13 protein-coding genes and 1 tRNA gene are annotated in these 14787 nt (G+C 41.3%); 6 read left to right on the top strand and 8 right to left on the bottom strand.

The annotated features are described in order from the left end of the window. Positions 1–137: 137 nt before the first annotated feature. The 3 genes from BIZ38_RS16965 to BIZ38_RS16955 form a co-directional block, all read right to left on the bottom strand. A complete protein-coding gene (locus tag BIZ38_RS16965; protein ID WP_187490803.1) occupies positions 138–1943 on the bottom strand; it encodes a DEAD/DEAH box helicase in 1806 nt (601 codons plus the stop codon). Positions 1944–2090: 147 nt separating this feature from the next. Then, positions 2091–2354 carry a GrxA family glutaredoxin gene (locus BIZ38_RS16960; RefSeq protein WP_054553185.1) on the bottom strand — a complete coding sequence of 88 codons (264 nt, stop codon included), beginning with the start codon at positions 2352–2354 and terminating at the stop codon, positions 2091–2093. Between the two features lie 111 nt (positions 2355–2465). Next, positions 2466–2924 (bottom strand): TlpA family protein disulfide reductase, encoded by a 459-nt coding sequence (locus BIZ38_RS16955; RefSeq protein ID WP_262387621.1) that lies wholly within the window; start codon positions 2922–2924, stop codon positions 2466–2468. A gap of 329 nt (positions 2925–3253) precedes the next feature. On the opposite strand from BIZ38_RS16955, the gene BIZ38_RS16950 reads away from it, so the two are divergent. Next, complete coding sequence (locus tag BIZ38_RS16950; RefSeq protein ID WP_054562102.1) at positions 3254–3700, top strand: Hsp20 family protein; 447 nt, start codon at positions 3254–3256, stop codon at positions 3698–3700. Between the two features lie 39 nt (positions 3701–3739). On the opposite strand, the gene BIZ38_RS16945 is transcribed toward BIZ38_RS16950, so the two are convergent. The 4 genes from BIZ38_RS16945 to BIZ38_RS16930 form a co-directional block, all read right to left on the bottom strand. Continuing rightward, positions 3740–4264, bottom strand: a complete 525-nt coding sequence (locus BIZ38_RS16945) for a hypothetical protein (protein WP_187490801.1) — start codon at positions 4262–4264, stop codon at positions 3740–3742. After that, positions 4261–5427, bottom strand: a complete 1167-nt coding sequence (locus BIZ38_RS16940; protein ID WP_262387620.1) for a peptidylprolyl isomerase — start codon at positions 5425–5427, stop codon at positions 4261–4263. The genes BIZ38_RS16945 and BIZ38_RS16940 overlap by 4 nt, the downstream gene beginning before the upstream one ends. A 17-nt stretch (positions 5428–5444) precedes the next feature. Next, positions 5445–6458, bottom strand: coding sequence for a phospholipase (locus tag BIZ38_RS16935; RefSeq protein WP_187490800.1), 1014 nt, complete (start codon positions 6456–6458; stop codon positions 5445–5447). Between the two features lie 117 nt (positions 6459–6575). Continuing rightward, positions 6576–8126, bottom strand: a complete 1551-nt coding sequence (locus BIZ38_RS16930; protein WP_138598990.1) for a cryptochrome/photolyase family protein — start codon at positions 8124–8126, stop codon at positions 6576–6578. A gap of 105 nt (positions 8127–8231) precedes the next feature. Here BIZ38_RS16930 and BIZ38_RS16925 point away from each other — a divergent pair, with 105 nt between their 5' ends. Further along, positions 8232–9023: a DUF4124 domain-containing protein gene (locus BIZ38_RS16925; RefSeq protein ID WP_187490799.1), complete on the top strand. Its 792-nt coding sequence runs from the start codon at positions 8232–8234 to the stop codon at positions 9021–9023. Here BIZ38_RS16925 and BIZ38_RS16920 read toward each other — a convergent pair. Next, complete coding sequence (locus BIZ38_RS16920; protein WP_187490798.1) at positions 9014–9478, bottom strand: hypothetical protein; 465 nt, start codon at positions 9476–9478, stop codon at positions 9014–9016. The genes BIZ38_RS16925 and BIZ38_RS16920 overlap by 10 nt on opposite strands. A 243-nt stretch (positions 9479–9721) precedes the next feature. On the opposite strand from BIZ38_RS16920, the gene BIZ38_RS16915 reads away from it, so the two are divergent. From BIZ38_RS16915 to infB, 4 genes are all read left to right on the top strand, one after another. After that, positions 9722–9798 (top strand) — tRNA-Met (locus BIZ38_RS16915). A 289-nt stretch (positions 9799–10087) separates the two neighbouring features. Continuing rightward, positions 10088–10543 (top strand): ribosome maturation factor RimP, encoded by a 456-nt coding sequence (rimP, locus tag BIZ38_RS16910; protein ID WP_054553177.1) that lies wholly within the window; start codon positions 10088–10090, stop codon positions 10541–10543. A 38-nt stretch (positions 10544–10581) separates the two neighbouring features. Beyond that, positions 10582–12081, top strand: coding sequence for a transcription termination factor NusA (gene nusA / locus BIZ38_RS16905; RefSeq protein ID WP_054553176.1), 1500 nt, complete (start codon positions 10582–10584; stop codon positions 12079–12081). 25 nt (positions 12082–12106) lie between these two features. Beyond that, positions 12107–14764, top strand: coding sequence for a translation initiation factor IF-2 (infB, locus tag BIZ38_RS16900; RefSeq protein ID WP_054553175.1), 2658 nt, complete (start codon positions 12107–12109; stop codon positions 14762–14764). Positions 14765–14787 lie beyond the last annotated feature (23 nt).

The raw sequence follows: 14787 nt of genomic DNA, 5'->3' as shown, positions 1-14787 counted from the left end.
CAACTCAGTAAGAAGGCATGGCACCCTAGGGTATAAAAGTCCCATGCAGTACGAACAAGTTAATTAAACCCCGTGTCTACTTTATCGGGGTCAGATCATATTGCTTACAGCTTACAGCTTACAGCTTACAGCTTCAATTAGTTCGCAGTGAAGCTCACAGGACGACGCTCTTTACGAGGGCCACCACGTTTTTCACCACGGTCTTTGAAGTTACGCTTCTTATCACCACGATCACCACTTGGGCGCTCAGAGCGAGGAGCCGCAGGACCTTGGTCTTGCGTTAGCGTCATATTCATAGGACGTTTACAGATAAATACCTTTTGGAAGTGGTCAAGCACATCTTTTGGCATGTTCTGTGGTAACTGTACCGTACTGTGATTGTCATGTAAGCGAATATCACCAATGAACTTGCTTGAGATATCAGCTTCGTTAGCAATCGCACCAACGATATTTTTAACTTGTACACCGTGCTCACGACCTACTTCGATACGGTAAGTATCCATAGGACCCATGTTACGGCTGTTGCGCTCACGCGGCTCACGAGGTTTACGCTCGCGTCCTTGGCGGTCGCCACGATCACCACGGTCATTGCGACGACGCTCATTGCGTTCGCCACGTGGTTGAACTTTAACTTCTTCAACCTTGATTGGTGATTGTTGCTGCGCTAAACAAAGTAATGCACCTGCTAAGTCTTCAGTACTTAGCTCAAGTTTCTCTGCCATGTTAGCAGCAACTTGATTAAAGAAAGTGATGTCTTTGTTTTCAAGAGCAATTGTAAGCTTGTCTTGAAGCGCTTTAATACGCTTTTCTTCAACAACTTTAGCTGTTGGTAAATCAACTTGTGCGATATCAGATTTCGTATGACGAATGATATTTTTAAGTAAATAACGCTCGTTATGTTTTACGAAAAGAATCGCTTTACCTTGACGACCCGCACGACCAGTACGGCCAATACGGTGAACGTAGGCTTCTGAATCTTGTGGAATATCGTAGTTAATTACTAAGCTTAAACGGTCTACATCAAGACCACGTGCAGCAACGTCTGTTGCAATAACGATATCAACTAGGCCGTTTTTCAAACGATCTACTGTACGTTCACGTGCTTGTTGGTTCATGTCACCATTAAGTGGTGCCGCAGAGAAACCTTCGCGCTCAAGTAATTCAGCTAACTGTACCGTGTCGTTACGTGTACGTACGAAAACAATTGCACCATCGTATTGTTCTGCTTCTAAGAAGCGAACGATTGCTTTGTTTTTGTGTACGTGTGCATTCCAAAATACTTGCTCAACCGTTGATACAGTTGAGTTACGCGCAGAAATATGAACTTGCTCAGGCTCATTCATGTACTTGCTGCTGATATTTTGAATTTGCTTAGGCATGGTCGCCGAGAAAAGACATGTTTGCTTTTCACGTGGCGTTTTCTCCATGATGCTTTCTACATCATCAATGAAGCCCATGCGTAACATTTCGTCTGCTTCATCAAGAACAAGGGCTTGTAAGCTCTCAAACTTGATTGTGCCACGGTTAATGTGGTCAATTAAGCGACCCGGCGTTGCAACAATGATTTGCGCGCCACGACGAAGTGCACTTAGTTGGATGCTATAGCTTTGGCCACCATAAAGGGCTAAAACTTCAACACCACGAGTATGCTTAGCATATTGTTCGAATGCCTCAGCTACTTGGATCGCAAGTTCACGCGTAGGCGTTAAAACAAGGATCTGTGGCTGCTTCACAGACGGGTCAATATTATTTAGTAACGGCAGTGCAAATGCTGCTGTTTTACCTGTACCCGTTTGCGCTAGTCCCAGTACGTCCTTTCTTTCTAGCAATAACGGTATACATTGAGCTTGGATTTCAGATGGAGTCTTGTAACCCAACTCTTCAACTGCTTTAAGGATTGCAGGAGAAAGATTTAGAGATTCAAACGTGACTGGTTCTGACATTAATACGCCTCAACGAATTTAAAGAGGCGCGCATTGTATAGGAAATACAATGCAATTGCTTGTATAAATTACAACTAATTTGTATGTGGTTGATGTTGGTCATAATTTAATCAGTTTAAAATTACCAAAATCAACCACGTTTACAATTTATTGATATAACCCTAAATTTTCTTTAGCGTATGCTTCGAATTCAGTGAAGCCACCAATGTGGGCTTGGTCAATAAAAATCTGTGGTACGGTTGGGCAAGGTTTGCCTGCAGACTGTTCTAAATCTGCTTTGCTGATGCCTTCTTTAATGATGTCGATATAACGGTATTTAAAATCGTCACGCTCATTTGCTAGTTTTTCAGCAACGTCTTTTGCACGAACACAGTATGGGCAGCCTTCACGGCCAAAAATTACAGTTAACATATCGCTCTCCTCGATGGTTTATCTGGTTATCATCTTAACGGATTAAACGAATAAAAACAGCGCATAAAATCGATTGCACTATTCTGTTTTTTCTCACTAAAAGCGATTGAGCTAATCTAGAGTTCGCATTCTAAGGCCAAGTTCTGTTGAGTAACCCATAGAATGCGCAGTAATGGCCAACTGCTCATTAATAACATAATAAGTTGGGTAGGCACTGATTTTATAATCTTGACCTGTACTTTTACTGCCAAGTAGCACCGGCATTGTTAATTCGAGTGAATCAGTAAACTGTTTTACTTCAGTAATGTTTTGGTAATCAAGGGCAATTGCTATGGCATTTAACTTACCTTGCTGATGAGCCTTTTCTAAATTTGGCATACTGTAACGACAAATTGAGCACCAAGGCGCAAAGAAATACACCACTGTTTGCTTTCCTTGTAATTGTGCAATGGTCATCCGCTCTGTTGGGTCTTTTAGCGTGGCTAAATTAAAATAGGGGGCAGGAGTTTTATCAGTTGAGAGTAAATTACGTTGCTGAAATGCGGTCACGGCATACACAACGACTGCCATTAACACGACATTTTTTAGCACACTGATAAATTTTTTTAAAAAAGTTGGATTTTTTTTCATTGTTATTTTGTACGTTGTTAGCCCTTTTAAATCAACTTATTCAGACCTGTTTGAGGGGGTTAAAATTTCAATTAACTTAAAAAAATTGCAATTTTTTTTGCTAAAAATCTTGAAAAGATTTTACCCGCCCATAAATAGTTTAGTGAGGACGCCTGATGGGTCCCAAACAAACTAAAGTAATTGAAATATATAGTATTAATTTAACTTTGTTAGCACTGGTTCAATAGAAGAGTACTAACAAAATATCGCTTAAATATGAGGATATAATTATGCGTACAGTAGACTTATCACCACTTTATCGTTCATTCATCGGTTTCGATCATTTAGCATCATTAATGGATGCGGCAGCTCGCACAGACAAGCAGCCAAGTTTTCCTCCGTACAACATCGAAGCACTCGATAAAGACAAATATCGTATCACTATGGCTGTAGCAGGTTTTAGTGACAGTGAATTGACCATCGAGTCAGAAAACAACACATTGAAAGTCAGCGGTACTAAAGCTGATAAACAAGATAATGCTGAACGTAAGTTCATTCACCAAGGCATTGCAGAGCGTAACTTTGAGCGTAAGTTCCAATTAGGTGACCACGTTAAAGTGCTTGGCGCTGACCTTGAAAATGGCTTACTAAGTATCGATTTAGAGCGTGAAATTCCAGAAGCTTTAAAACCACGTAAAATTGAAATCGGTAATGGTAAATTACTCGAAAACAAGTAATTACCAACAGCATTGTTTCCCCTAGTTAGTTTTGCCGCCTCATTTGAGGCGGCTTTTTTCGTTATGTTTAGCAACTAATTCCGCTTGCATCGTCTTTAAAGCCGCAATTTTATCTTCGGCTTCATTAAGCTTATCTTCTGACAATCCCGCTTGCTTACCACGTTCTAAAAGGGATTCGAGAGTAGCAATTTTACTTTCTGCGGCATCAATAAAGCGAAGTTCTAATTCAGTTTGTTGTGTTTGATGGTATGCCTGATACGCTTTATGGTCATTAAGATCACCTGTAAACCGCTTCGTCTGCTGGGGCTGCTTTGCAATGGGTGGAAAGTAATCGGGAGTTGTGATTGCCGCATTTGTAACGGCCTCATCGATTGTTTCACTGGCAATTAAAGTTGGCTTTACGTGCATACTGGTCATTGCTTGTTGATTACGAACATCTTTTTTCTCAACCTCAACGGGCAGCAGTGCTTTTTCAGCAGGCACTAAAGCAATATGTTTTGATTGCACATGCATAATAACCGCAGCACTAAAAAGCACACAAAGTGCTAAAGCTAGCCATTTCATAACTTAATCCCATGCGCTTTTTGCCACGCTAACCAACTCTGTTGGTAGTTAATTATGGCTTTTTCAACCGCGATGGCCTTTTTGGCTTGATAGCGGACCGTTTCGTCATTTGCGTCAAAGTAGCCAAACGCATGATCATAGCTCATTACTACCACCCAAAAACCATTCGGTGAGCGTATTACCTCACTTAACTGTTGAGGCTTTTGTGTGAATGCTAATTGTACTGCCCAATTTCGTTTATGCTCTCGGGTTAAGTAGTTATTATATTGAGCGTAAATATCGGGCTGATTTAATTGCTTTAGTGCGTGTTGTATTGAGCTTGTTTCAGCTTGCTTTTTAAATGCTAAAGCCGCTTCTCTATCGGTAAATTCGCCGCCATGGGCCTTAACCGATTTTAGATAATGAAATCTTTCTTTGTGTTGTTGGTAATATTGCTGGATTTCAGCGTCAGTAACCTTGTTCTCTAAGCGAGTTAACACAGGGCTCTCTACATGCATAATACCTTTTACCCCTAACCAGCTTTGAATCGAAGGCCTTAGGATATCGCCCTTGGCTATAGAATAAAGATGGGGTATCGAAATTTGCTGTGTTTGTATGACCGCATCAGCTTGCTTTAAATGCAAAAGAAATTGTCGATGTTTTAAAACTTCGGTTTTGAACAGTTCGCTATCTCCTTGATGCAAACGAAAGCGAGTCTGCATAGAAAGAGGTGCAATAAATTCGTACAGCGTCATTGAGTTTTCAAACAAATCGAGTTTAATATCATTGAACTGTTTGATTTGGGCATCACTGTACTGACCATCCAGCGGATATAGCCCTAAGTTGGTTTTCAGCCAGTGTTTATCAAATGGTTCAAGCCCAGTTGTAGCTGGTTTACCGGTGAGATTTAACTGATGAATAAACAGATTATCTAAGTAGCGCATTACATGGTAATGAGTTGAAAAGCCAACACTCGCTTGGCGCTCTACAAGCTCAGGCATGTTTTTCTGTGCGTACTTAAGTAAAAATTGATTTTCGTAAAGGCGTTCACGTGTTTGCTGTTTGCTAATATCAGGGCTTTGTTCTTTGTAGACCTGCCACATGAGATCAATTTCAGATTCTGTGTATTGATTAAACGCAGCAACTGCTAGGTTGCTAAAAAGCAAACCTAGCAGTGCTGTCAAAATGTAAAGCCCACGCATTATCGAGCAACCATGGCATGATTAAGTAGGTGAACCACCATTGCAATTGCATGGGGAACCACTTGTTTTGCAGTATCGAGTCGGTCGTAATGATCTTTTGAATTTAACACGATCCCACCTTGTGCATACGAAAATGCACCGCCTTGGGTTAACAAAGGGCGTACATCAGTTGATTGTGTATCTAATGCAGCAAAGGTTGCCATGGCTTGTGAAACGAGTGCTGGATCGTTGAGGTTTTCTTGGTCGTAGTAGTCATTCACCCAACTTTCCCAGCTTGAGTGATTTAGATCGGAGGTTGTCCAAGTATGATGAGGTTGGAGTAAATCGGTGGTGTGAAATACAAAACCTAAAATCTGTGGATTACCGCTTTGTAAGTAACTTTGATACCAGTATTGCCCTAAGTTATCGATAGGTTGGAATGGCATTTCCTCAAAGTCATCATACATGCCGTAACTTGATTGGCTATCTATACGGTAATGGGCTTCAGTAACGCCATAGCTATTATATTTTGAAGAGTCAGCATTGAACCAGCCTGTTTCACCACCTTTACCATCATCAAGGTAATCACCTTTGAGCCACGTTGCGGCAAGATTATCAACAGCTCCCCATACTGTTAGTTTTTGATAGTTGTAGCCGCCAAAGTCGTTGCCATGTTGATCAGCACCTTGGGTGTGATTTTGAAAGTGCCAATAACTGGTGTATTTCACAATACTTTCTGCAGCACCCCAAACTGGTGCTTGTACGCAAGAACCTGTAATAGCACCACAAAAAAACGTGTCCTCAAAATCATCGACGTCATAGGCTGCTTGCCCAAGTAGCTCGCCAAGCTGAGCGACAGTCATATTATTTTGCTGAGCATAGCTGACTAACGCAGCGTATTGTGTTGTGCTTGGGTGTTGTTGCATGTAGTTAACGGCATCAATCACGATACGTTTGTGGGTTTCTTGACTAAACGCATGTACGTTACTGCTGCATGCAACTAAAAACGCTGCGCTAATAAGTGTTTTTTTCATTGTGTCCTCAAAGTGTTATTTAATATGCAGCGCTATTAAAAAAGAGCGTGATTACACTAGAGTGACAAAATAATTAAACATTTAATTAACAAGTTTACCCAATATGGTACTTTGTCATTACAGTTTTTCTAAATTATCCAAGCACCAATTAGCACGTTTAAGAGTTGCTTGCTGAACAGATTCATCTTGCTTATACCAGTTGTTATAAATCATACCGATACGAGGGTTTTGTGATAGCTGCTGTTCATGTTCTAACATAAAATGCCAATATAGGCTGTTGAATGGGCAAGCATCCTCAGTGGTTTTTTCTTTAATGTTGTAGCTACAGTGTTTGCAATAATCACTCATTTTGTTGATGTAATTTCCACTGGCAGCATAAGGTTTAGTGGCAATTAATCCCCCGTCAGCAAATTGGCTCATTCCCCGAGTGTTGGGCATTTCTACCCATTCTATGGCATCGATATAAATACCTAAATACCATTCATCTACTTCACTAGGCTTAATAGCGGTTAATAAGCAAAAGTTACCCGTGATCATCAAACGTTGTATGTGGTGTGCATAAGCCGTTTGCAGGCTTTGTGTAATGGCATGGTGCATACAATTCATGTTTGTTTTGCCGTGCCAAAAATAGTCGGGTAGGGCACGCTTTGCATTTAAGGCATTTTTGCTGGCGTAATCAGGCATATTTTGCCAATAAATACCACGTACATACTCGCGCCAACCGAGAATTTGCCGAATAAAACCTTCAACTTGAGCAATATCAATAGGTTGCTTATCAAAGCTAGTTAACACTTGTTCGATGACCTGCATCGGGTGCAGCATTTTCGTATTAAGAGCAAACGATAAACGGCTGTGATACAAAGACCATTGGTACTGGGACTGGCATGTCATGGCATCTTGAAACTGACCAAAATGCACCAGTAAATGGTCGCAAAAAAAATCAAGTAACTGCTTTGCTTCAGCGCGCGTGGTTGGCCAAATTAAGGTATCGCTGCACTCACCAAAGGTATTTATTTTGTGCTTTTCTATCCGTTTAAGGATGTGGCTAACATCGTGACCGAAGCACAAAGGTTCGGGAATTTCTTTAAGATCGCTTGGTTTTAACTTGTTTCTATTTTGCTGATCAAAATTCCATTTGCCTCCACGAGGTTGGTTATCATCGTCCATTAAAATATTAAAACGTTTGCGCATAGCACGATAAAAAAACTCCATTTTTACCGGTTTATTTGGCTTAAAGTGCTGGTCAATATCGTTAAAAGGTAACAAGAAGTGTTCCGAATCAACTGCATTGACATTAAATTCGCTCTGCTGTGAAAAATCAGCAAGTTGCTTTTTAAGGCGGTATTCGTCTGGATATTGATACTCAATATTTTGGCATTGATACTGCTTCGCTAAGCGGGTGAGCAATTCAGGTAGCGTGGCATCATCTTCTGTATTATCAAGTGTTAAATGCAGGCAGTTCAAGTTGGCATTTTTGAGTGCTGTAGCAAAGTTTTCCATTGCAGCAAAAAAAGCGGTCACTTTTTGCAAATGATGCTTTACATAGTCTGTTTCTTGTTTCAATTCGGCAATCACGTACAGCGTGTCTGGTTGTGATTTATTTTTAAACCAGCTATGACTTGCATTAAGTTGATCGCCAAAGATAAATCTCAGGGTGGCATATTGCACTTCTAAAAACCTTAGTGGATCATAATTGAATTAACTACGAAACAAACTAGGAGATAGATCGATAAAGTTAGTGTATAAATAAGGTATAACTATGGAAGGCAAACAATGAAATCTAACAGTATTAATACTCATATTATTTGGGCTACATGTTTATTTATAAGCACTGCGGCGAGTGCATCAGTGTATCAGTGCGAAAAAAATGGTGTGGTTGAGTTTAGTCAGTTGCCATGTGGGGAAGATGCTAAATTAATAACAATAAAAGAGCAAAACCCTTTCCTATCCAATGCTGTACAAGGAAAAAGTACTGAGTCAGTATATTCTCAAACGACTGGTCAAGTTGATAGCTATATCAGGACCAAACAAATAGCAGCAGAAATAGCTGAGCATAATAATAAAATAGATACCTTTAAGCTTCGTATGAATAATGAAATTGCAGCATTAAATAATCAGTCCGATGCGCAGTTACAAAACTTAGTTGGTGCAAAAAAACAAGCCGCTATTGCAAAGCAAATGAGTGCTGTATCTGAGCGTTATGCTGTTCTTATTGACAATGAACAGCGTAGTATTGACAGACTAATCGCCGAAAATAACAGAATAAACAATAGTTTCAATGAACTATCAAATAACGATGAGGTTGATAGCTTTATTCGTAGCAAACAAATCATGCAACAAATCTCTGAGCATGAAAATAAGATCGATACTTATAACGAACAACTAAACCAACAGATTAGCCTACTAGAAAAGCAAGTTAGTCATAGACCAAATAACTTAGCTGACGCAAATAGTGATCAAGCTTTAGTTGATAAAATGAGTGCGTTGACAAGCCGCTTCAATACACTTATCTCTGTTGAGCAAAGGCAAATTGATAGACTTCGAAATGAACTGAGTCAATTGTGAGCTTTATAAACCAAGCGTCTTGTTTTAATAGAAACCACGGTAGAGTGTGAAAATAAGTAACTTTTCACAATATTAGAAAAAATACGAATAGCCAGCTCCCAAGCTTGTTGCTGATGGCTATTGTAGGTCTTGATAAAGAGTAGACGAGTCTCAATAAAAGCCTCACAAAGAATATCAATATCTTTTGACGCTACGTTTAAAAAGCTCAGGTTATTCGCTAAATAATGAATAAACGGCGTGACTTGCTGTAAGTCATCAAGGTGACTTACTACTTTGTTGAGCGCACAGTAAAGAATATAGCTGCGCTTAGTTATGCTGTCTTGCTCAGGCACTGTCATGGTTAACTGACGAGCATTAAGAATGCGATGATATGCGCTTGTAAACTGATGGAAATCTGGTTTTAGCAATTCAATATCTTGTAGTAACAGTCTTTTTTGAAATGAAGATAGACTCATAGTAAATCGCTTAATAGCCAAGGCTATAGGTTATTCTTATTATATGACTAAATATAGACGAGAATTTTCAGTTATGGGAAATTTTATGACAAGGTTGTCATAAAATTTTTAGGCAAAAAATAGTCTAACTAATTCATGTAGGAAGGTTGCTAATTGAGCGCTACATGCTTATAATAGCCGCCATTGAATTGAGGTGTTTAGCACTCGATTAAATGATATTAAGTAACTTTTAATATCTATTGGCGCGGGATGGAGCAGCCTGGTAGCTCGTCGGGCTCATAACCCGAAGGTCGTCGGTTCAAATCCGGCTCCCGCAACCAAATACATGCTAAGGCATTGTAAGTGTACTTAGTATGCACAGTAATTTTTACTGTATGAAGTCGCGCATTCTGGTAATGCGCGTTTTGCGTTTAGGCTATCTAGTTTAATTTAGTCAGGTGACTGACTCGCAACCAAGCTTGGCCCTAGGCCACACAGTTTTATGCTTTAGGTGTGACGCCCCGCTTGGTTCGGGGCGTTGTTGTATCTGCTTGGCGGTGATTTTAAATCATTATTAAACTCAGTATTTCAGGGCTATATGCCCTTTTTTTGTTTGTATGGAGGATTTTCGTGACAAAACTTGAGCAAGATTTAGTAGCCATGCTCTCACCGGCCGTTGAAATGTTAGGCTTTGAGTTACATGGTCTTGAGTTTGTGCAAGCTGGTCGCCACTCTACATTACGTGTTTATATCGATCACGATGCAGGGATTACGGTTGACAATTGTGCCGACGTTAGTCGTCAAGTTAGCGCAATTTTAGACGTCGAAGACCCAATTACAAATGAATATGATTTGGAAGTTTCGTCTCCTGGTGTTGATCGTCCATTATTCAAACAAGATCACTACGAGAAGGCGCAAGGAGAAGAAGTACGCGTGCGTACTAAGCTTCCGCAAGATGGTCGTCGTAACTTTAAAGGCGATTTAGTATCAGTTAGCAGTGATATGATCACACTTTCAGCAGATGGCACTGAGCATATGATTATGATCAGTAACATTGAACGTGCGAACATCATCGCAAAGTTTTAATTCGAGTGCGAAGGAATAGGGCAAGCGAGGCATAACCCATGGCAAAAGAAATATTATTGGTTGCTGAAGCCGTCTCCAATGAGAAAGCGGTTCCAAAAGAAAAGATTTTTGAAGCGTTAGAGTTCGCATTAGCGACTGCGACAAAGAAAAAACACGATGGCGAAATTGAAGTTCGCGTATCAATCGATCGTAAAACAGGTGATTACGACACATTCCGTCGTTGGAAGATTGCTGAAGTTCTTGAAGATGGTTCTTTAGAAAACCCTTACAGCGAAATCACACTTGAAGCGGCACAGGTTGAAGACGAAAGCCTACAATTAGGCGATTACGTTGAAGAACAAATTGAGTCAATCAAGTTTGACCGTATTACAACACAAATGGCTAAGCAAGTTATCGTACAAAAAGTACGTGAAGCTGAGCGTGCATTAGTGGTTGAAGAATACAAAGATCAACAAGGCGAATTAGTAACAGGTGTTGTTAAAAAAGCAACCCGTGATGCTATCGTACTTGACCTAGGTAACAATGCTGAAGCGGTTATCTACCGTGATGATATGTTACCGCGTGAGAACTTCCGCCCGGGTGACCGTATCCGTGGTCTTCTTTATGAAGTTAAGCCTGAAGCTCGTGGCGCGCAGTTATTTGTAACGCGTTCTAAGCCAGAAATGCTAATGGAACTTTTCCGCATTGAGGTGCCAGAGATTGGCGAAGAGATGATTGAACTACGTGCAGCTGCACGTGATCCAGGCTCTCGTGCAAAAATCGCGGTAAAATCTAACGACAAACGTATCGACCCAGTAGGTGCGTGTGTTGGTATGCGTGGTGCACGTGTACAAGCAGTTTCAACTGAGCTTGGTGGTGAGCGTGTTGATATCGTTCTTTACGATGACAACCCAGCGCAATTCGTTATCAATGCAATGGCGCCAGCAGAAGTTGCGTCAATCGTAATGGACGAAGATACACACTCAATGGATATCGCTGTTGAAGCCGATAACCTAGCACAAGCAATCGGTCGTAATGGTCAAAACGTTCGTCTTGCTAGCCAGTTAACTGGTTGGGAATTAAACGTAATGACCGTTGATGACATGCGTGCGAAGAACGAAGCTGAATCAGATAAGCTAATCAACTTATTCACTGAGTACCTAGATATCGATGATGAGTTTGCAACATTACTTATCAACGAAGGTTTCTCGACACTTGAAGAAGTGGCTTACGTACCAGCATCAGAATTCTTAGAAATTGACGGTTTAGATGAAGAAACAGTTGATATCTTACGTTCACGTGCAAAAGACGCATTAACAACGAAAGCGCTTAAAACTGAAGAAAGCTTAGAAGGTGCAGAACCTGCAGAAGACCTACTAGCACTTGAAGGTTTAGAGCGTCACCTTGCATTTGTTATGGCAAGTAAAGGTGTAGTAACACTTGAAGACTTAGCTGAGCAAGGCATTGATGAGTTAGTAGACATCACTGAACTTTCAGAAGAAGAAGCTGGCAAGCTAATTATGGCTGCGCGTAACATTTGTTGGTTCGCAGACGAGTAATTTATTAACGGAGGTATTACACACTATGGCAGAAGTAAATGTTGAAAAACTAGCCGGAGATATTGGTACAACTGTTGATAAATTACTACAGCAGCTAGAACAAGCCGGTATTTCTAAAAAAGCAGGTGATATGGTAACTGAGTCTGAAAAGTCGACGTTATTAGATCACTTGAGCAAGCAGCACGGCGGCACGGGCTCAGAAGGCCCAGCTCGCATGACTTTGCAACGTAAAAGCAAAAGTACGCTAAGCGTAACTGGCTCTACAGGTAAAGCGAAGTCTGTGCAAGTTGAAGTACGTAAAACACGTACTTACGTTAAGAAAAGCGCCATTGAGCAACAGCAAGAAGAAGAGCGTTTAGCTGCAGAAGAAGCTGCACGTAAAGCAGCAGAGCTTAAAGCCCAGCAAGAAGCTGAAGAGCTTAAAGCGAAACAAGAGGCAGAGCGCAAAGCGAAAGAAGAAGCTGAGCGTAAAGCCAAAGAAGAGGCTAAACGTAAAGCTGAAGCTGAGCGTAAAGCGAAACAGAAGCAGATGACCCCAGAGCAAAGTGCTAAGTCTGAACAAGATCGCGCCGAAGCTGAGCGTCTGCAAAAAGAAGCAGAAGAGGCCGCATTGAGAAAAGCTGAAGAAGAAGCGAAACGTCAAGCAGAAGAGGCAAGAAAGCTAGCTGAAGAAAATGAAGCTCGCTGGAAAAAGGAAGAAGAAGAGCGTAAGCAGCGTGAAGAAAACGCTGATCACCACCTTACGACTTCTACTTACGCACGTGAAGCAGAAGATGAATCTGATGCACGTGAAGAGCAAAGCGCTCGTCGTAAGAAAAAGAAAAAAGGACCTCAAAAAGAGAAACAGCCTACAGGTCCTAAAGGCAAGAAAGGTAAGCTGAAAGCACCAACGTCTTTACAACATGGTTTCCAAAAACCAACAGCAGACGTGAAAAACGAAGTTCGTATCAGTGAAACAATCACTGTTGCTGAGCTTGCATCACGTATGGCTGTTAAAGGTGCTGAAGTTGTTAAAACGATGATGAAGATGGGTGACATGGTTACCATCAACCAAGTGATCGACCAAGAAACAGCACAACTTGTAGCTGAAGAAATGGGTCACAAGGTTATTATCGTTAAAGAAAACGAATTAGAAGAGAAAGTACTAAGCGATCGTAGCGAAGAAGGTAAAGCAATTCCTCGTGCGCCGGTTGTAACGGTAATGGGTCACGTTGACCACGGTAAAACGTCAACACTTGACTACATTCGTTCAGCAAAAGTTGCTTCAGGTGAGGCAGGTGGTATTACACAGCACATTGGTGCATACCACGTTGAAACAAATGGTCACATGATCACGTTCTTAGATACTCCGGGCCACGCCGCGTTTACATCAATGCGTGCTCGTGGTGCTAAAGCAACGGATATCGTAATCCTAGTCGTTGCTGCGGATGATGGTGTAATGCCACAAACTAAAGAAGCGGTTCAGCACGCCCGTGCTGCAGGCGTTCCTTTAATCATCGCAGTAAACAAGATGGATAAAGAAGGCATCGACCCAGATCGCGTTAAGAACGAACTAGCACAATTAGACGTTATCCCAGAAGAGTGGGGTGGTGACACGCAATTCGTTCATATCTCAGCAAAAACAGGTTTAGGTATTGATGACCTACTTGAAGCAGTACTAATGCAAGCTGAAATCCTAGAGCTAACTGCACCAGCTGAAGGTATGGCTGCAGGTGTTGTAATTGAATCACGACTTGATAAAGGCCGTGGTCCAGTTGCGTCAATCCTAGTTCAGTCTGGTACGCTTAACCAAGGTGATATCGTACTATGTGGTCTTGAATATGGCCGTGTACGTGCGATGAAAGATGAGAACGGTAAAGATATCAAGTCTGCGGGTCCGTCTATCCCAGTTGAGATTTTAGGTCTGTCTGGTATCCCTGCTGCTGGTGATGAAGCAACAGTAGTTAAAGATGAGCGTAAAGCGCGTGAAGTAGCACTTTACCGTCAAGGTAAGTTCCGTGAAGTGAAGCTTGCTCGTCAACAAAAAGCGAAGCTTGAAAACATGTTTACGAACATGGCTGAAGGCGATGTATCAGAAGTTAACATCGTTCTTAAAGCTGACGTACAAGGTTCAATTGAAGCAATCGCTGATTCATTAACTAAGCTTTCTACCGATGAAGTTAAAGTGAAGATTGTTGGTTCAGGTGTAGGTGGTATCACTGAAACTGATGCAACGCTTGCAGCGGCGTCAAACGCAATCGTTGTTGGCTTTAACGTACGTGCTGATGCATCAGCTCGTAAAGTAATTGAGTCAGAAAACTTAGACTTACGTTACTACAGCGTAATCTACAGCCTGATTGAAGAAGTTAAACAAGCGATGTCAGGTATGCTTGCACCAGAATTCAAGCAAGAGATCATTGGTCTTGCTGAAGTTCGTGACGTGTTCAAGTCACCGAAGATTGGTGCAATCGCAGGCTGTATGGTTACTGAAGGTATCGTTAAGCGTAGCGCGCCTATCCGTGTACTTCGTGATAACGTGGTTATCTATGAAGGTGAACTTGAGTCACTACGTCGCTTTAAAGATGACGTTCAAGAAGTACGTAACGGTATGGAATGTGGTATCGGCGTTAAGAACTACAACGATGTTAAAGTTGGCGACCAAATCGAGGTATTCGAGACGGTTGAAGTACAACGTTCACTTTAATTTCGTTTAAGTCACTATTTTAA

Source organism: Pseudoalteromonas sp. BZK2, assembly GCF_014349195.1.
GTDB classification, from domain to species: Bacteria; Pseudomonadota; Gammaproteobacteria; order Enterobacterales; family Alteromonadaceae; genus Pseudoalteromonas; species Pseudoalteromonas simplex.
This window is presented reverse-complemented; position numbering and strand designations above follow the sequence as displayed.